Origin of the sequence: Gordonia terrae, assembly GCF_051789125.1 — a bacterium.
Taxonomy (GTDB): domain Bacteria; phylum Actinomycetota; class Actinomycetes; order Mycobacteriales; family Mycobacteriaceae; genus Gordonia; species Gordonia terrae_A.
On sequence record NZ_CP196526.1, the window covers coordinates 4,119,368 to 4,135,262 of the forward strand.

The window sequence follows — 15,895 nt, forward strand, 5'->3', positions numbered from 1 at the left end:
CCTGACATGCATCTTGTGTCCAATACTAGAACGTGTTCTACTCGAGATGTGAGCATGAGCGTAACGTCTCCGGCCGCCCCGAGTCCCGTTGCCGAGGTGCCCGAGCCGAAGTCCCCCATCCTGACCGCTCCACTGACCAACTCTTTCGACTACACCAGGTCTCTGGGTCCGGTTCTCAGTCAGTTCGCACTCGCCCTGCGCGACGGCCGGATCATCGGCTCGAGAGGTAGCGACGGCAAGGTCGCGGTCCCTCCGGTCGAGTTCGACCCCGTCACCGGTGCGCAGTCCACGGAGTTCGTCGAGGTGTCGGCCGTCGGCACGGTGACGACGTGGACCTGGAACCCCGAGCCGGTGCCCGGCCAGCCGCTGGACACACCGTTCGCATGGGCGCTCATCCGCCTCGACGGCGCGGACACGACTCTGCTGCACGCGATCTCGGTCGATTCGCCCGACGAGATGTCGACCGGGATGCGGGTCCACGCGGTGTTCGGCGCGGCACGTATCGGCCGCATCGACGACATCGCGTACTTCGCCCCGGGTGAAGAACCCGCCACCGCACCCGCCAACACCGCCGAGGCGCCCCAGGGTGCCGACACCGGGCTCCTCGTCATCCCCACACCGGTCAGTACCGAGATCATCCATTCGGCCAACGAGGAGGAGTCCGTCTACCTCGAAGGCCTGAAGGCGGGCAAGCTGATCGGCACCCGCATCGGTTCGGGTGTCGATGCCGGGCGCGTGTACTTCCCGCCACGCGGCGTGAGCCCGGCCGACGGTTCCCCGGCCGTGGAACGCGTCGAGCTCGCCCACACCGGCATCGTCACCACGTTCTGCATCGTCAACGTCCCCTTCCAGGGCCAGCGGATCAAGCCTCCGTACGTCGCCGCCTACGTGCTCCTCGACGGCGCGGACATCCCGTTCCTGCACCTGATCCTGGACATCGAGGCCGCCGAGGTCCGAATGGGCATGCGCGTCAAGGCCGTCTGGCTCCCCGAGGACGAGTGGGAGCACTCGATCGGCAACATCAGCCACTTCGCGCCGACCGGAGAACCGGACGCCGAGTACGAGACCTACAAGGACCACCTCTGATGACACTGCCTCCGATCGCGATCATCGGTTTCGCGCACAGCCCCAACGTCGCCGGCACCCACGGCACCACCAACGGTGTCGAGATGCTGATCCCGTGCTTCGAGAAGCTCTACGCCGAACTCGGCATCGCCCGCACCGACATCGAGTTCTGGTGCAGCGGATCGTCGGATTACCTTGCCGGACGAGCGTTCTCCTTCATCTCCGCCATCGACTCGATCGGGGCGATGCCACCGATCAACGAGTCGCATGTCGAGATGGACGGCGCATGGGCGCTGTACGAGGCGTGGGTGAAGATCGCCATCGGTGAGGTGGACCTCGCGCTCGCCTACGGTTTCGGCAAGGCCACTGCCGGCAACGCGGATCAGACCCTGACCCTGCAGACCGATCCCTACACGGTCGCTCCCCTGCACCCCGACGCCCGGTCGCTCGGGGCGCTGCAGGCTAGAGCCGGGATCGATGCCGGTGTGTGGACCGAGGAGGACATGGCGGCTGTCGGCGCCCGCACCTTCGGCGGTTCGGTCGACGAATTGCTCAGCCGTGACTACGTCGCGAATCCACTGCGTGCACATGACATCGCGCCGTACACCGACGCCGCCGCCGCGGTGGTCATCGCCAGCGAGCGCAAGGCGCGAGAGCTGGTCGCCAACCCCGCATTCGTCACCGGATGGGACCATCGGATCGACACCCCCAATTTCGGCGCGCGCGACCTCACCCTCTCCCCGTCGACGAAACTGGCCGGCGACACCGCGTTCGGTGATCGCAACCGTGCGGTCGACGTCGCCGAGATCAACGCGTCGTACACGCATCAGGAGATCATCGTCCGAAATGCACTCGGACTCCCGGATTCGGTGCGGATCAACCCGTCCGGCGGCTCCCTGGCGGGCAACTCGCTGTTCTCCGCCGGCCTGCAGCGCATCGGTTACGCCGCGCACGAGATCCTCAGCGGCAACGCGGGCACCGCACTCGCCCACGCGTCGAGCGGCCCGCTCCTGCAGCAGAACATGGTGGTCACACTGAGTGCCCAGAACAACGAGGGGGCCGAGAACTGATGGGACACAACAATCGTGCCGCGGTGCTGGGCACCGGGCAGACACGATACGTCGCCAAGCGATCCGACGTCACGATGGCCGGCATGGTCCGCGAGGCCATCGACGCCGCGCTGATCGATTCCAAGGTCTCGCTCGACGACATCGACGCGATCGTCATCGGCAAGGCGCCTGACCTGTTCGAAGGGTCGATGATGCCCGAGCTCGCGATGGCCGAGGCCATCGGCGCGGTCGGCAAACGACTCATCCGAGTCCACACGGCCGGTTCTGTCGGCGGGTCGACCGCCAACGTGGCCGCGTCGCTGGTGTTCGCAGGCGTACACAAGCGAGTCCTCGCCGTGGCCTGGGAGAAGCAGTCGGAATCCAATGCGATGTGGGCCCTGTCGATCCCGGTGCCGTTCACCAAACCCGTCGGTGCGGGCGCGGGCGGATTCTTCGCCCCGCACGTGCGCGCCTACATCCGGCAGTCCGGTGCCCCCGAACACATCGGTGCGATGGTCGCCGCCAAGGACCGCCGCAACGGTGCGTTGAATCCCCTTGCGCACCTGCATCAGCCGGATCAGACCGTCGAGAAGGTCATGAGCTCACAGATGCTCTGGGACCCGATCCGCTACGACGAGACCTGCCCGTCGTCAGACGGCGCCTGCGCGGTGGTGATCGGCAGCGAGGACGTCGCCGATGCGGCCGTGGCCGCGGGTGATCCGGTGGCCTGGATCCACGCCACCGCCATGCGCACCGAACCGTTGTCCTACGCGCATCGCAACGTCGTGAGCCCACAGGCCGGGCGCGATGCCGCCGCGGCGCTGTGGAAAGCCGGTGGCATCAGCAATCCGCTCGAGGAGATCGACGCCGCCGAGATCTACGTCCCCTTCTCGTGGTTCGAGCCGATGTGGCTCGAGAATCTCGGCTTCGTCGCCGAGGGCGAGGGCTGGAAGCTCACCGAATCAGGTGACACCGAGATCGGCGGCCGCTTGCCGCTCAATGCGTCCGGCGGTGTCCTGTCGTCGAATCCGATCGGCGCATCGGGCATGATCCGCTTCGCCGAGGCCGCCATCCAGGTGATGGGCAAGGCGGGCGACCATCAGGTCGCCGACGCACGGAAGGCACTGGGTCACGCCTACGGTGGCGGCTCGCAGTACTTCTCGATGTGGCTCGTCGGGGCCGACAAGCCTCTCCACTGATCCGGATTTCGTAGCATTCATGCGCGCCATATGCGCATGAATGCTACGAAATGCGTTCGGGGAGCGCGCAGGCGAGGCCGTCGGACATTCCGGTCGGCCGCACCCCGAGTGACTGGTTGAGGCGCGCCCGTTGGTTCTCCCATGCGACGGTCATCGCGAGTTCGACGATCTGGGTCTCCGACAGATGCTCGGCCAGCCGACGCCGCAACTCGGCGAGATCCTCGCCGACGGCCGGGGTCAGGGTCATCGCCTCGGCGTAGGCGATGACGAGTTTCTCCAGTTCCGTGTAGGCCGTGGAGTCCCGGTAGCGCGGCAGGTCACGGATCTGCTGTTCGGTGATGCCCGCACCCGAAGCGAGTGCCGACCCGATGTCGAGGCAGAACTCGCAGCTGACCAGGCCCGCCGTCTTGAGTTCGGCCAGCTCCTTGAGCTTCGGGTCCATCCGATTCGACAGGAGCATCGCGCTCTCCATGCCGACCGTCGCGCCGGCCACCAGCGGTCGTCGTGCAAAATGACCCACCAACTCGGTGCGATGGCGGCGAGCCCGACTCATCGCACGTAGATAGTTCCGGATTCGATGCAGTGCTCTCATACCCGTCCTTCCCTTCTCGCACGGCGGCTGTAACGCCGGGCGAGCAAATATGTGACCGCCAGCACCAGCGCGGCCACACCCACCGCGCCGTGCGCCACCGCACCCCAGGCGAAGACGCCGATCTCGTGAACACCACGACCACCCATGACGAGCCCGAGCGGCACACCCACGATCACCGCGACGGGCAGCCAGCGTCGGCGCGTCGACGCCACGGCGATCGCCGCCCCGAGGGCGATGAACGCCATACCGCCGTCGACCATCGCGTGCTCGTTGTACGGTTCGCCGAGCGACGTCGAGATCCACTCGCCGGCAACCATGTTCCCGATCCCGTGGATGACGAGGATCACGCCGAGCACCGCGGCGGCCACCTGCGCCGCCGTCCAGCGCAGGCGACTCGGCTGCGCGGTCATCGACATCCGGACCCGCCGGTCTACCTCGGCGTAGGTGGCGTCGGGCGGGTCCGGGCGAAACGCCGTGGCCAGCCATCGCAGTTCCGGAGCCGACGATCCCGCCCCCTGCCGTCCGGCGAGGACGGCTGAGATCGCATCGTCGAGCTGCTCGGCAGCCGCGACGTGTGCAGGGTCGAACGCATCCCCGCGCTGTGAGCGCCGATCATCGGGGTCTCGTGATGTCACCGCGACATCACCTCCCTCAGCTTCGCCACACCGCGATGGACCAGCATCCGAGCGGCGGTCGGCGATATACCCATCGCGGCGCCGATCTCCTCCGACGTCAGTTCGGTCGCGAATCGAAGGGTCACCGCCTCACGCTCCCTGTCGGTCAGCAGCCACAACCGGCTGCGGACGTCGTCGACGTCGGCAGCCCGCAGCATCGCCGCCTCGGGGTCGCCGCGCGGCGGGGTGGTGCGGTCGCCGTCGGCGACAATCTCCGCCACCGGCACCTCCCGCGACTGCCGTGACCACCAGTCTGCGACGACGTGGCGGCTGATGCCGATCAGCCATGCGCCGATCGTGCCCCGCCCTGCGTCGAATCGATTCCAGGAACGTACCGCCCTGGCGAACACCTCTCCGGTGACATCGTCGGCGTCGGCAGTCGACGGCACGCGCGTCCGCACGTAGCGCCACACACTCGCAACGTGTTCGCGGTACACCGCGTCGAACTCGTCGATCGCCCCGGTCTTCGAGTTGTCTCACCTCTCGCATCGGCGGGCACAGCAGCGGTCGGCGAACCGCCTCGATACATCTTCCGTCGCCACACCCGGCCTGTAACGGCGGATCACGAAAACGCCGCGGGCGGGACAGGGAGTCATTCCCTGTCCCGCCCGCGGCGGTGATGAACCTGGTGCGCCGATCAGGCCTTGCGCACCGAATTGATCGTCTTCTCGACTTCCCAGAAGGCACGCAGTGCCGCCAGCTTCCCGTCGGCATCGGCGCGGTAGGTGAACACTCCCCGCGCCTCGGAGACGTGACCTGCGATGTGGGTGACGATGCTGCCGATGTAGGCGACCTCGTTCCCGCAGATGATCTCCTCGTCGAAGCGGAACTCGATGTTCTCGGTCGTCCCGATCGACTTGTCCCAGAACTCGGAGATCTGATCGTGTCCGCGGAATCCGACCCCCTCCGGGTCGAACATCGACGGTCCGACCGGGTCCTCGACCGTGGCGTCGACGGCGAAGTTGTCGATCCAGGCCTGCTTGTCCCGCGACTCGACGAACTCACGTGAGCGCCGACCCGCCACGACCGCGGGGTGGTTCTCCCGGTCGATGCCGAGGTAGGCCGGCTTCTCCCCTGTTGCGGTCACTTGGTGCCGTAGTCGACGCGGAGTTCCTTGACCCCGTTGATCCAGCCGTGCCGCAGACGACGCGGCGCGTCGAGCTTGGTGATGTCGGGCACCAGGTCGGCGAGCGCGTTGAACATCAGGTTGATCTCCATCCGCGCGAGGTTCGCGCCGACGCAGAAGTGCGCACCGTTGCCGCCGAACCCGACGTGCGGGTTGGGGTCGCGCATGATGTTGAACGAGAACGGATCGTCGAAGACGTCCTCGTCGTAGTTCGCCGAACCGTAGAACATACCGACACGCTCGCCCTTGGCGATGTCGACGCCGCCGATCTGGGTGTCCCGCTTGGCCGTCCGCTGGAAGCAGTTGACCGGGGTGGCCCACCGGACGATCTCGTCGACCGCGGTTGCCGGACGTTCTTTCTTGAACAGCTCCCACTGGTCGGGGTTGTCCAGGAAGGCATTCATCCCATGGCTGATGGCGTTACGCGTGGTCTCGTTGCCGGCCACGGTCAGCAGGATGAAGAAGAACCCGAACTCGGTCTCGTCGAGCGACTGCCCGTCGATGTCGGCGTTCACCAGCGTGGTGACGATGTCCTCGCCGGGGTTCTTACGCTTCTCCTCGGCCATCGTGTAGCCGTAGCCGAGGATCTCGGCGTTGGCCTGCTGGGGATCCGTGGTGTAGTCCGGATCGTCGGCATTCATCATCGAGTTCGACCAGTCGAATAGCTTCTCCCGATCCGACTCCGGCACACCGAGCAGGTCGGCGATGGCCAGCAGCGGCAGGTCTACGGCGACGTCCTTGACGAAGTCGCCGCTGCCCTTCGCCGCGGCCCGCGTGACGATCTCGCGGGCGGCGTCGTCGAGCTTCTCCTCGAGCGAGTGCACCGCACGCGGTGTGAACAGCTTGGAGACCAGCTTGCGCAGACGCGTGTGCTCCGGCGGATCATGGTTGATCAGCAGGGCCTTGGTGATCTCGATCTGATCGGCGGTCATCTCGTCGTCGAAACGCATGATGACGCCGTTGGCGTTGGTTTCCCAGTCGTCGTTGTTCTTCGAGATCTCCCGGACGTGGGCGTGCTTGGAGATCACCCAGTAGCCACCATCGTGGAAACCGCCGCCCTTTCCGGGCGCCTGGGCATTCCACCAGACGGGTGCGGTCTTGCGCAGCTGCGCGAATTCCTGCACCGGGATTCCCTTTTCGAGCAGATCAGGGTTGGTGAAATCCCACCCCTCCTGCTGCATGAACGGGCACTTCGCGACGACGTCGGAAGGGCTCGCGTGCGCAGAATCCGCCGTGGTCGGCTCGCTGCCGATCGGGGCGCTCTGGGCCTGGGTCACGTCACACCACCTCGCTGTGAGATTTAGAACCTGTTTCAATCACATTGAAGCACACTGTGACCCATTCGACACCCCCAGACGAGAACTTGTTCTAGTTTTGTTCCCGGCTCGTTGCCCCCACCTGCGACGTTGCTCCGCAAACCCGCTCACATCTGCCACCGTGCAGCGCAGACGCACGACGCCGGGTCGCGCCCCGAAGTGTCATCCGGGGACACGTTCAGGACCCACCATAGACGCAAACATAGAACGTGTTCTAGCTTGGATCTCAGCGGCCACGACGCCCCGTCGTCAGGCCTTACTCTGTGCGCAACGGAGTTCACCGAGACCAACGAAGGAGTGACCATGGGCGTTCCGGTCATCGTGGAGGCGGCGCGTACGCCGATCGGCAAGCGTGGCGGATGGCTGTCGGGGCTACACGCCGAGGAGCTCCTCGGCATCACCCAGCGTGGCGTTCTCGAGAAGGCCGGCATCGATCCCGCACTCGTGGAGCAGGTCATAGGCGGCTGCGTCACCCAGGCCGGAGCGCAGGCCGGCAACATCACCCGCAAGGCATGGCTGTCGGCGGGCCTTTCGGAAGCGACGGGCGCCACCACCATCGACGCTCAGTGCGGTTCGGCCCAGCAGGCCAACCATCTGATCGCCGGACTGATCGCCTCAGACGCGATCGAGGTCGGCCTGGCCTGCGGCGTGGAGACAATGTCGGTCGTCCCGCTCGGGGCCAACGTCGGCACCAACGCCGGTCCCTACCACGCGGATTCGTGGGACATCGACATGCCCAACCAGTTCGAGGCCGCCGAGCGCATCGCGAAACGTCGCGGTATCACGCGCGCCGACATCGACGGGCTCGGCGAGCGCAGCCAGCGCCTCGCTCGCCAGGCGTGGGACGAGGGCCGCTTCGATCGGGAGGTGCTGACCCTGAAGGCGCCCGAGCGGACCAAGGAGGGCGAGCTCACCGGGAACATCCTGGACGTCAGCCGCGACCAGGGTCTGCGCGACACCACCCTCGAGTCGTTGGCGGCGCTCAAACCCGTCCTGGAGGGCGGTATCCACACCGCGGGCACCTCGTCGCAGATCTCCGACGGCGCGGCCGCGGTGCTGATCATGGACGAGTCGAAGGCACGCGAGCTGGGCCTGACCCCGCGCGCACGCATCCGGTCGCAGGCACTGGTCGGCGCGGAGCCGCACTTCCACCTCGACGGTCCGGTCCAGGCGACCGAGCGCGTGCTGAAGAAGTCGGGAATGTCGTTGTCCGACATCGACGTCGTCGAGATCAACGAGGCCTTCGCGTCGGTGGTGCTGAGCTGGGCTCAGGTTCACGGCGCGGACATGGACAGGGTGAACGTCAACGGCGGCGCGATCGCCCTCGGCCATCCCGTCGGCAGCACCGGATCCCGGCTCATCACGACCGCGCTGCATGAGCTCGAACGTCGGGACGGCCAGACCGCCCTGATCACCATGTGCGCGGGCGGCGCGATGGCCACCGGCACGATCATCGAGCGGATCTGATGCCGGCCTTCGATCCGAACAACAAACCGGCTCAGCTGGATTCGCCCGTCGTCAGCAAGTTCATCAAGCTGGGCTCGAAGGCGAACACGGCGCTGTACAAGGCGACGGGCGGCCGGATCGGCGGCACCTGGCGCGTCGGCGCAGGTCTCCGAAAGCCGGCACCGGTGTGCCTGCTGACGACGATCGGCCGCAAGTCGGGTCAACCGCGCACGGCCCCGCTCATCTACCTGCGCCGCGGGGAGTCGTTCGTCGTGGTGGCGTCGCAGGGCGGGTCCGCCAAGCACCCGGCGTGGTATTTGAACCTGCGCGACAACCCGCGGGTCACCATCCAGATCGGCAAGGAGAAGCACGACCTCGTCGCACGCACCGCCACCGACGCCGAACGCGCCGAGCTGTGGCCGGATCTGGTCGACACCTATGCCGACTACGACACCTACGCCGCCTGGACGGAGCGCACGATCCCGGTCGTCATCTGCGAGCCCGCCGCCTGAGCGAGCCCGCTCCCGTCCACCGGACCCTTCGTGACGCGCCCTCCGCAGGCTCCGGGCGCTCCTCAGGGAGCGGGTGGGGGTCGCTTCGCTCGCACCTCAGGGAGCACGGGCCGTCGCGCTCGCCCCTCAGGGAGCCGGAGACCATCCCACGGACTCCCGTCCGGTCCAGTTCGCGAGCCGCTCGGTGGGCCCGGCCTCGGGCCGCGGGTCGACGACGGGACCGAACGGGACGCCGGGGTCGGTGCGGATCTGGGCCGGGATGAACTGGCGGGCCACGCCGAGGGTCGTCTCGGCGAGTTCGGCGTCGACCTCCGACGGCCTGCCGGTGGCGACCGCCAGATCCCAACCGTGGACGAGGGTTTCGCTGACATAACCCCAGAGGGCGCCGGCGCCAGAGACCTCTCCCCAGGGCACCTGGACCATCGCGGAGAGCTTGGTGTCATCCGACCACGAGTCGAGCGCCTGACCGATGAGGGCGGCGTAGGTCTGCGCGTCGTACTGTTCGGCGATCGATGCCATCGTGCGGATGTCGACACCTTCGGCCAGGGCGGCCGCACGCTGAGCGACGGCGACGAGGTGCGCCGACAGGGTTCGGACGTCGAAGTCGTCGCAGGGCGTCGGCGAGGCGAGTTGGTCGTCGGACACTCCCTCGAGCAGTTCCACGACCCAGGTGGTGGCGGCGCGGAACGCGGGCCGGGGATCGTCGAGGGCGGGTGTCGGTGCGGATTTCGTGGTCGGTGCGCTCATGGCGGTGTCCTCTCGGTCGTTCGGGTACGAAGACCAGTGAAAACCCGATACACGACACCTTCTGTCATGTATTTCCGGAAGAATCTCCACTGTGCGCGCCGAACGCCTGATCGCCCTGCTCATGGTGCTGAAGAAGCACGACCGGGTCACCGCCGCCGTGCTGGCGGACGAACTCGGTGTCTCCGAGCGCACCGTGCTGCGTGACATCGACGCGTTGTCTCTGTCCGGGGTGCCGGTGTACGCCGAGCGGGGCCGCCACGGTGGTTTCGCACTCCTTCCCGGCTACCGCACCGATCTCACGGGCCTGACGATCGACGAGGCGACTTCCCTCCTGGCCGGGACGGGCCGACTCGACTCCCCCGCGTTCACCAGCGCCATGCGAAAGGTGACCGCGGCGCTGCCGGAGGCGCACCGCGGCCATGCGGTCCGCGCCGCCCAACGGGTACTGGTCCGGCCGGAAGGGTTCGTCCGCGCCCCCGAGCAACTCGAGTCTCTCGATGCCGTGCAGGCCGCCGTTTTCGAGGGGCGGCGACTGCGCATGCGCTACCGCCGGCGAGGCGCGGAGGAGGCTCGCGACCACATCCTCGACCCGATCGGTCTCATCGTGGCCGGTGACACCTGGTATCTCGTCGCCGCCGGTCGACGCCCGAGGACCACCGAGACGGCCGCCTCGGGAACGGACCCCGACGAGCGCATGTACCGCATATCCAGGATGAGCGACGTCGAGATCCTCGACGAGCCGGCACTTCGCGACGACGATGTCGACCTCGCCGCGATCTGGGAACGACGCCGCGACGCCTTCCGCGGCTCGTTCGAACCCGTCGACGTCGTCCTCGACTGCGCCGCCGACGATGCTGATCGCCTCGGGACGATCGCCACGGCCGTCGGCACGACGCCTCGGCCGGGAAACCGATGCCACCTCGAACTCCACTTCGCCGATCATCGACATGCCACGCGCGCCCTGTGGACGTCGATGTTCGATCATGATTTCGTCGTGGTGGAGCCGAGGTGGCTGCGGGACACGCTGTCCGATCGCGCCCGGTCGATCGCAGAGGCGACCGGACCGGGTTGATAGCCACTGCACCGAACGAATGAATCCCCTGGCGACGCCCTCGCCCCTGTGATCTGCTGTGCAGATGTTCGGAGTACTCACTCCTTGTCGCCACGCCCTCGACGACGAATTGATGGATCAGTGGCGCTCGCACCTGTGTGGGGTCTGCTTGTCCCTGCGTGACAATCACGGCCAGACGAGCAGGCTGACGGTGAACACCGATGCGGTGATGGTCTCGATACTCACCGCCGCGCAGTCTTCCGCGGACTGTGCATCGACCGCGGCCGGACGCTGCCCGCTCCGCGGAATGCGCACGGCGACAGTCGTGTCCGCGGACGAACCAGGGGTGCGTCTTGCCGCGACCACGTCACTGACCCTGGCTGCCGCCAAGGCCACCGACGTCAGCAACGAGCAGGACCATGCACTCGCTCCCCGAACACGACTGCGCGCCAGGGTCGCCGGGCGTGCCGGCCGATACCTGGGGCGTCGGGCCGGGACCGACGCCACCGTGGCCGTCGGCCTCGACGTCGACGGTGTGCTCACGACGCTCGCCCGGCAGGCGGAGGTCGAGGCGTCGAGCGCGTCACTCGACGACCTCACGAAAGCCTCGGCAGATGCAGCGGCGCAGGTGTTCTCCGCGTCGGCGATGCTGGCCGGGGTGCCCGGGAACCGAGACGCACTGGAATCGATGGGTTCCGACTTCGGCCGCATCGCGCACCTTCTGGACGCGGTCGACGACTACGACTCCGACGGTCGAGAGGGCCGATTCAACCCGTTGCGCGCGACCGGCACGCCGCCGGCCGCCGCGCTGGACGACTGCCGGCGTCTCGCCGCCGCCATCAGGACACGCTACGCCGAGCTCGCGCTCGTCGACGACCGACTGTTGCGCATCGTGTTGCTCGACGGCCTCCGACACGCGATCCACAAACGCGTGCACCCGCGCGCCGACGCCGCTGTCCCGCAGGCGGATTCACGCACCCAGTGGCCGCCGCACCGGCCGTTCGGTTACCCGACCGGGTGGCCGTATCCGCCGCCCTTCAAGCCGAATCGTTCATTCCACGAACGGCTCCTGCCGTTCATCGGGGTGTCGTGCTTCGGCAAGGCGTGCTGCGTCGACCACTGGAATCACTGCACCGACAAGTACAAGGCCGCTGCATGCGACGACTGCGACTGCTGCGATTGTTGCGACTGCTGCGATCTGTGACCCGTCGGCCAGGCCGGGCCGTCGATGAGACAACCCGTCCTGGCCGCCCCCGTCCGGTCCCGACCGCGGTACGACCGCCTGCTAGCCGACGCCGCGCTCCGAGTCGGCCCAATACTGCGCACGCAGCGCCTTCTTGTCCGGCTTCCCGAGCGCGGTGAGCGGCAGCGCATCGGCGAAGATGACCCGCTTGGGTGACTGCACAGCGCCCTTGCGGTCCTTCACCGATTGTTGTATCTCCGCCGTGATCTGTTCTTTGGCGGAGTCATCGGCGGAGGCGTCGCCGCGCAGTACGACGATCGCCGTGACCGCCTCACCCCACTTCTCGTCCGGGACACCGATCACACCGACCTGACCGACCGCGGGATGTTCGGCGACGACGTCCTCGACCTCGCGCGGGAACACGTTGAACCCGCCGGTGACGATCATGTCCTTGGTGCGGTCGACGATGAACCAGAAGCCGTCCTCGTCCTCGCGGGCCACGTCGCCGGTGCGCAACCAGCCGTCGCGGAAGGTGTCCGCGGTCTGCTCCGGCAGACCGAGGTAGCCACCCGCGAGAAGCGGTCCGGCGACGCAGATCTCACCGGGCTCCCCCTGCGGGACGGGCTTGTCGTCGGGGCCGAGGAGTGCGGTACGCAGGAATGCCGACGGCCGACCGCAACTGCTCAGGCGACGCTGGTCCTCGCCCGGGCCCGGGTGATCGCCCTTGGCGAGGTAGCTGATCACCATCGGCGCCTCGGACTGTCCGTAGTACTGGGCGAAGATCGGCCCGAACCGTTCGATCGCCTCTGCGAGTCGCACCGGATTGATGGGCGACGCACCGTAATACACGGTTTCCAGCGATGACAGGTCGCGTGTCTTCGAGTCGGGGTGATCCATCAGCGCGTACAGCATCGACGGCACGAGCATCGTCGCGGTGATCTTCTGTTCCTCGATGGTGCGCAACACCTCGGCGGGGTCGAATTTGGACAGGACCACCATCGACCCGCCCTTCATCAGGGTCGGCACGAAGAAGGCCGCGCCGGCGTGCGACAGCGGGGTGCACAGCAGGAACCGCGGGTGTTCTGGCCATTCCCATTCCGCGAGCTGGATCTGCGTCATCGTCGACATGGCCCGTGCGGTGCCGATGACGCCCTTGGGCTTGCCCGTCGTCCCACCCGTATAGGTGATGGAGACGACGTGGTCGGGTGAGAGATGCGCCGCCACAAGGGGGTTGGGCTGGAAGTTGTCGGCTTCGGCGATCACGTCGCGAGCATGGGCGGACAGCTGCTCCGGTACCGGACCGAGGGTCAGCACCTGCTTGAGGCCGGGCACGCGCTCGAGCAACGCCGCCGCTCGCTCGACGAACATCGGCACCGGATCGATGATGAGCGTCGAGACACCGGCGTCGGACAGCACGTAGGCGTGGTCGTCGAGCGAACCCAGCGGATGCAGCGCGGTGCGGCGCCACCCCTGGGTCTGGCCGGCTCCGATCACGAACAGAACCTCGGGACGGTTCAGCGCCAGCAGCCCGACCGCGGTACCGGTGCCCGCGCCCAGTCCCTCGAATGCCTGGATGTACCGGCTGATCGACGCGGCCATCTCGCCGCCGGTCATCTCGGTGTCGCCGAGCGAGAGCACGGTGCGATCGGCGTGCCGGCGGAGCGCGGCGACCATGAGGTCACCCATGTGTGTGCCCCCGCGCAGGTGATCGAAGTCGGCCGGGGCTGTCGTCGTACCCTCGTTCGTCATGGACTACAGACTAGGACGTGTTACAGCTCTAGGGAAGAATCTCCAGTGAAATGCCAGTATTCATGAGTAGAACACATTCCATTATCGGCGATCTCGTGGAACCTCTGGCGGGTGAGGTCCGCCACGCGCGGCCCGGGTGTTGACCTAGGATCGGGGCATGACTGATCTGGACCTGGCCACCACCCGCCGCGACATCGCCGACGCCCTGCTGACCGCGCTCGAACGCCGTCACGAGGTGCTCGACGCCATCGTCGACGCGGAGAACCACGACGAGGCCGTCACCGCGATCGTCGACCTGCTCGGCAAGTCACGACTCGGCGCCGAGGCGATCCTGGACATGAAGCTCGACCAACTGACCAAGGACGATCGCCGCAAGAACCAGGCCGAACTCGACGATCTGAACAGCGCTCTGACCTTCACCCTCGCCGAGCGGCCCGCCAGCAGCGGCGACACTCTCGATCTGAGACCATTCGACCCCGCCGCCGACGCCGAACTCTTCTCGGCCCGCACCGACGAGGTCGGCACGGCGGGCGACGGTTCGGGTGCGCCCGCAGGAGATGTCGCGGCCGAGATCAACGCGGCGTCCGATCGTATGGCCGCTGAAGAAGCGGTCTGGCTGGTCGCGGTCGAGGGCGATTCGAAGGTCGGTTTCGTCTTCGGTGAGCTCAAGGACGGCGAGGTCGACCTGCGGATCTGGATTCATCCCCAGTTCCGCAAGGCGGGTTACGGCACCGCGGCACTGCGCAAGTCCCGCTCGGAGATGGCCGCCTACTTCCCCGGCGTGCCGATGGTCGTGCGCGCGCCGGGCGCCTGACCTCGATCGGCTGAGCCGGCCGCCTGACCCGGACTGCCCGAACCGGGTCAGCGCGGCATCGGCCGGGGCACTCCGAAATGCGCGACGATTGCGCGGATCCGGTTCTCCTCGTCGACGACGAACGTCTCCGACACCGTGGCGCCGAGCCGGAGCGGTTTGGGGTGGACGTGCACGACATAGCGGGTCACGACGGTGTGGCCGTCGACTGTCGCGGTGAAGTCCGAGATCCGGTGGATGAGGCGGAACTGCGGGCCGCGTGCGAGACTCCGGGCGATGTGGCCTCCGTTTCGCCCGGTCCGGATACCGAATTCCACACGCGTGCAGTCGGGGTGGAGCCGCACGTCCGACGGGTCATGGCTCACCAGCGCGTCGACGTAGGCACGTGCTGTCGCAACCCGCTCGGCGGAACGATCGGCGGAGTGGTCCGCGGCCGGGGTCACCGCGCTCCGTAGACAGGCATCGGAACCGGCGCCTTGTCCAGGATCTCCGCGACCACGGCACCGAGCTCGGCAACCTCCCACCGAGAACCCTTGTCGCGCTCGATGCTTCGCTGCCAGCCGTCGGCGACCGAGATCTTGCCGCCCTCGACCTCGAAGACCCGGCCGGTCACCGAACCGGCCTCCGGCGATCCCAACCACACGACCAGCGGCGAGATGTTCGCGGGATCCATGGCGTCGAACGAGCCGTCGGCGGGCGCGGCCATCTGCGCGGCCATCGCATCACCGGCCCCCATCGTCATCTGGGTACGCGCGGCGGGCGCGATCGCGTTGACGGTGACGCCGTAGGAGCCGAGCTCGGCCGCCGCCTGGATGGTCAGGGCCGCGATACCGGCTTTGGCCGCCACGTAGTTGCCCTGTCCCACCGAGCCATAGAGGCCGGCACCGGAACTCGTGTTGATGATGCGCGCCTGCGGGGTCTCCCCCGATTTGGCGAGCGCCCGCCAGTGTGCGGCTGCATGCCGCAACCCGACGAAGTGACCCTTGAGGTGCACGCGGACGACCGCATCCCATTCATCCTCGGAGAGCGAGACCAGCATGCGGTCGCGAACGAATCCCGCGTTGTTGACCAGTATGTCGAGACGACCGAACTCGCGGATCGCGGCTTCCACCATCGCGGCCCCGGATTCCCAGTCGGCGACATCGCCTACGGAGGCAACGGCTTCTCCTCCTGCGGCGACGATCTCGTCGACCACCTCGGTGGCCGGATCCTCGGCGTAGTCGTTGACGACGACCTTGGCGCCGTCGGCGGCGAAGGCGAGGGCATGCGCGCGTCCGATGCCCTGGCCCGCTCCCGTCACGATGACGACGCGGCCCTCATTCACTTTGCTGGTCACACTGATTCCTTCCTGAACTGCACGGGCCTGGACTGAACG

General features: G+C 67.4%; 17 protein-coding genes. 8 read left to right on the plus strand and 9 right to left on the minus strand.

The window, feature by feature from the left end; translation table 11 throughout:
- The first annotated feature begins 54 nt into the window (after positions 1 to 54).
- The 3 genes from ACSUZC_RS18600 to ACSUZC_RS18610 are packed head-to-tail and all read left to right on the plus strand — an operon-like array spanning position 55 to position 3,313.
- On the plus strand, positions 55 to 1,086 hold the full coding sequence (locus ACSUZC_RS18600; RefSeq protein WP_439029937.1) for a Zn-ribbon domain-containing OB-fold protein: 1,032 nt from the start codon (positions 55 to 57) through the stop codon (positions 1,084 to 1,086).
- Positions 1,086 to 2,135 carry a thiolase domain-containing protein gene (locus ACSUZC_RS18605; RefSeq protein WP_439029938.1) on the plus strand — a complete coding sequence of 350 codons (1,050 nt, stop codon included), beginning with the start codon at positions 1,086 to 1,088 and terminating at the stop codon, positions 2,133 to 2,135. Before ACSUZC_RS18600 ends, ACSUZC_RS18605 begins: the two co-directional genes overlap by 1 nt.
- Positions 2,135 to 3,313, plus strand: coding sequence for a thiolase domain-containing protein (locus ACSUZC_RS18610; protein WP_439029939.1), 1,179 nt, complete (start codon positions 2,135 to 2,137; stop codon positions 3,311 to 3,313). Before ACSUZC_RS18605 ends, ACSUZC_RS18610 begins: the two co-directional genes overlap by 1 nt.
- A 43-nt stretch (positions 3,314 to 3,356) precedes the next feature.
- Here ACSUZC_RS18610 and ACSUZC_RS18615 read toward each other — a convergent pair whose 3' ends face one another.
- The 5 genes from ACSUZC_RS18615 to ACSUZC_RS18635 all read right to left on the minus strand — a co-directional run bounded on the left by ACSUZC_RS18615 (position 3,357) and on the right by ACSUZC_RS18635 (position 6,982).
- Positions 3,357 to 3,905 carry a carboxymuconolactone decarboxylase family protein gene (locus tag ACSUZC_RS18615; RefSeq protein ID WP_439029940.1) on the minus strand — a complete coding sequence of 183 codons (549 nt, stop codon included), beginning with the start codon at positions 3,903 to 3,905 and terminating at the stop codon, positions 3,357 to 3,359.
- Positions 3,902 to 4,540 carry a hypothetical protein gene (locus tag ACSUZC_RS18620; protein ID WP_439029941.1) on the minus strand — a complete coding sequence of 213 codons (639 nt, stop codon included), beginning with the start codon at positions 4,538 to 4,540 and terminating at the stop codon, positions 3,902 to 3,904. The genes ACSUZC_RS18615 and ACSUZC_RS18620 overlap by 4 nt, the downstream gene beginning before the upstream one ends.
- Positions 4,537 to 4,968, minus strand: a complete 432-nt coding sequence (locus ACSUZC_RS18625; RefSeq protein ID WP_439029942.1) for an RNA polymerase sigma factor — start codon at positions 4,966 to 4,968, stop codon at positions 4,537 to 4,539. The genes ACSUZC_RS18620 and ACSUZC_RS18625 overlap by 4 nt, the downstream gene beginning before the upstream one ends.
- Before the next feature lie 248 nt (positions 4,969 to 5,216).
- On the minus strand, positions 5,217 to 5,666 hold the full coding sequence (locus ACSUZC_RS18630; RefSeq protein WP_439029943.1) for a nuclear transport factor 2 family protein: 450 nt from the start codon (positions 5,664 to 5,666) through the stop codon (positions 5,217 to 5,219).
- Positions 5,663 to 6,982, minus strand: a complete 1,320-nt coding sequence (locus ACSUZC_RS18635; protein WP_439029944.1) for a cytochrome P450 — start codon at positions 6,980 to 6,982, stop codon at positions 5,663 to 5,665. The genes ACSUZC_RS18630 and ACSUZC_RS18635 overlap by 4 nt, the downstream gene beginning before the upstream one ends.
- Before the next feature lie 342 nt (positions 6,983 to 7,324).
- Between ACSUZC_RS18635 and ACSUZC_RS18640 the strand changes: the two genes are divergently transcribed.
- Both ACSUZC_RS18640 and ACSUZC_RS18645 read left to right on the plus strand, forming a co-directional pair.
- On the plus strand, positions 7,325 to 8,488 hold the full coding sequence (locus ACSUZC_RS18640) for a steroid 3-ketoacyl-CoA thiolase (protein WP_439029945.1): 1,164 nt from the start codon (positions 7,325 to 7,327) through the stop codon (positions 8,486 to 8,488).
- A complete protein-coding gene (locus ACSUZC_RS18645; RefSeq protein ID WP_439029946.1) occupies positions 8,488 to 8,979 on the plus strand; it encodes a nitroreductase family deazaflavin-dependent oxidoreductase in 492 nt (163 codons plus the stop codon). Before ACSUZC_RS18640 ends, ACSUZC_RS18645 begins: the two co-directional genes overlap by 1 nt.
- Positions 8,980 to 9,105: 126 nt before the next feature.
- Here ACSUZC_RS18645 and ACSUZC_RS18650 read toward each other — a convergent pair whose 3' ends face one another.
- Entirely contained in the window at positions 9,106 to 9,726 is a 621-nt protein-coding gene (locus tag ACSUZC_RS18650) for a TIGR03086 family metal-binding protein (RefSeq protein WP_439029947.1), read from the minus strand.
- A gap of 91 nt (positions 9,727 to 9,817) precedes the next feature.
- Between ACSUZC_RS18650 and ACSUZC_RS18655 the strand changes: the two genes are divergently transcribed.
- Both ACSUZC_RS18655 and ACSUZC_RS18660 read left to right on the plus strand, forming a co-directional pair.
- Positions 9,818 to 10,798, plus strand: coding sequence for a helix-turn-helix transcriptional regulator (locus ACSUZC_RS18655; protein WP_439029948.1), 981 nt, complete (start codon positions 9,818 to 9,820; stop codon positions 10,796 to 10,798).
- 64 nt (positions 10,799 to 10,862) lie between these two features.
- Entirely contained in the window at positions 10,863 to 11,981 is a 1,119-nt protein-coding gene (locus tag ACSUZC_RS18660; RefSeq protein ID WP_439029949.1) for a DUF5685 family protein, read from the plus strand.
- Between the two features lie 81 nt (positions 11,982 to 12,062).
- On the opposite strand, the gene fadD8 is transcribed toward ACSUZC_RS18660, so the two are convergent.
- Positions 12,063 to 13,709, minus strand: a complete 1,647-nt coding sequence (fadD8, locus tag ACSUZC_RS18665; protein WP_439029950.1) for a fatty-acid--CoA ligase FadD8 — start codon at positions 13,707 to 13,709, stop codon at positions 12,063 to 12,065.
- Between the two features lie 157 nt (positions 13,710 to 13,866).
- On the opposite strand from fadD8, the gene ACSUZC_RS18670 reads away from it, so the two are divergent.
- Positions 13,867 to 14,523: a GNAT family N-acetyltransferase gene (locus tag ACSUZC_RS18670; RefSeq protein ID WP_439029951.1), complete on the plus strand. Its 657-nt coding sequence runs from the start codon at positions 13,867 to 13,869 to the stop codon at positions 14,521 to 14,523.
- A gap of 47 nt (positions 14,524 to 14,570) precedes the next feature.
- On the opposite strand, the gene ACSUZC_RS18675 is transcribed toward ACSUZC_RS18670, so the two are convergent.
- A complete protein-coding gene (locus tag ACSUZC_RS18675; protein WP_439029952.1) occupies positions 14,571 to 14,963 on the minus strand; it encodes a hypothetical protein in 393 nt (130 codons plus the stop codon).
- Positions 14,960 to 15,856 (minus strand): SDR family oxidoreductase, encoded by an 897-nt coding sequence (locus ACSUZC_RS18680; protein WP_439029953.1) that lies wholly within the window; start codon positions 15,854 to 15,856, stop codon positions 14,960 to 14,962. Before ACSUZC_RS18680 ends, ACSUZC_RS18675 begins: the two co-directional genes overlap by 4 nt.
- Positions 15,857 to 15,895: the final 39 nt, after the last annotated feature.

Coding starts and splice junctions, on each gene's coding strand:
- ACSUZC_RS18600 (WP_439029937.1), top strand. CDS start 55: ATGAGCGTAACGTCTCCGGCCGCCCCGAGTCCCGTTGCCGAGGTGCCC.
- ACSUZC_RS18605 (WP_439029938.1), top strand. CDS start 1,086: ATGACACTGCCTCCGATCGCGATCATCGGTTTCGCGCACAGCCCCAAC.
- ACSUZC_RS18610 (WP_439029939.1), top strand. CDS start 2,135: ATGGGACACAACAATCGTGCCGCGGTGCTGGGCACCGGGCAGACACGA.
- ACSUZC_RS18615 (WP_439029940.1), bottom strand. CDS start 3,905: ATGAGAGCACTGCATCGAATCCGGAACTATCTACGTGCGATGAGTCGG.
- ACSUZC_RS18640 (WP_439029945.1), top strand. CDS start 7,325: ATGGGCGTTCCGGTCATCGTGGAGGCGGCGCGTACGCCGATCGGCAAG.
- ACSUZC_RS18645 (WP_439029946.1), top strand. CDS start 8,488: ATGCCGGCCTTCGATCCGAACAACAAACCGGCTCAGCTGGATTCGCCC.
- ACSUZC_RS18650 (WP_439029947.1), bottom strand. CDS start 9,726: ATGAGCGCACCGACCACGAAATCCGCACCGACACCCGCCCTCGACGAT.
- ACSUZC_RS18660 (WP_439029949.1), top strand. CDS start 10,863: ATGTTCGGAGTACTCACTCCTTGTCGCCACGCCCTCGACGACGAATTG.
- fadD8 (WP_439029950.1), bottom strand. CDS start 13,709: ATGACGAACGAGGGTACGACGACAGCCCCGGCCGACTTCGATCACCTG.
- ACSUZC_RS18670 (WP_439029951.1), top strand. CDS start 13,867: ATGACTGATCTGGACCTGGCCACCACCCGCCGCGACATCGCCGACGCC.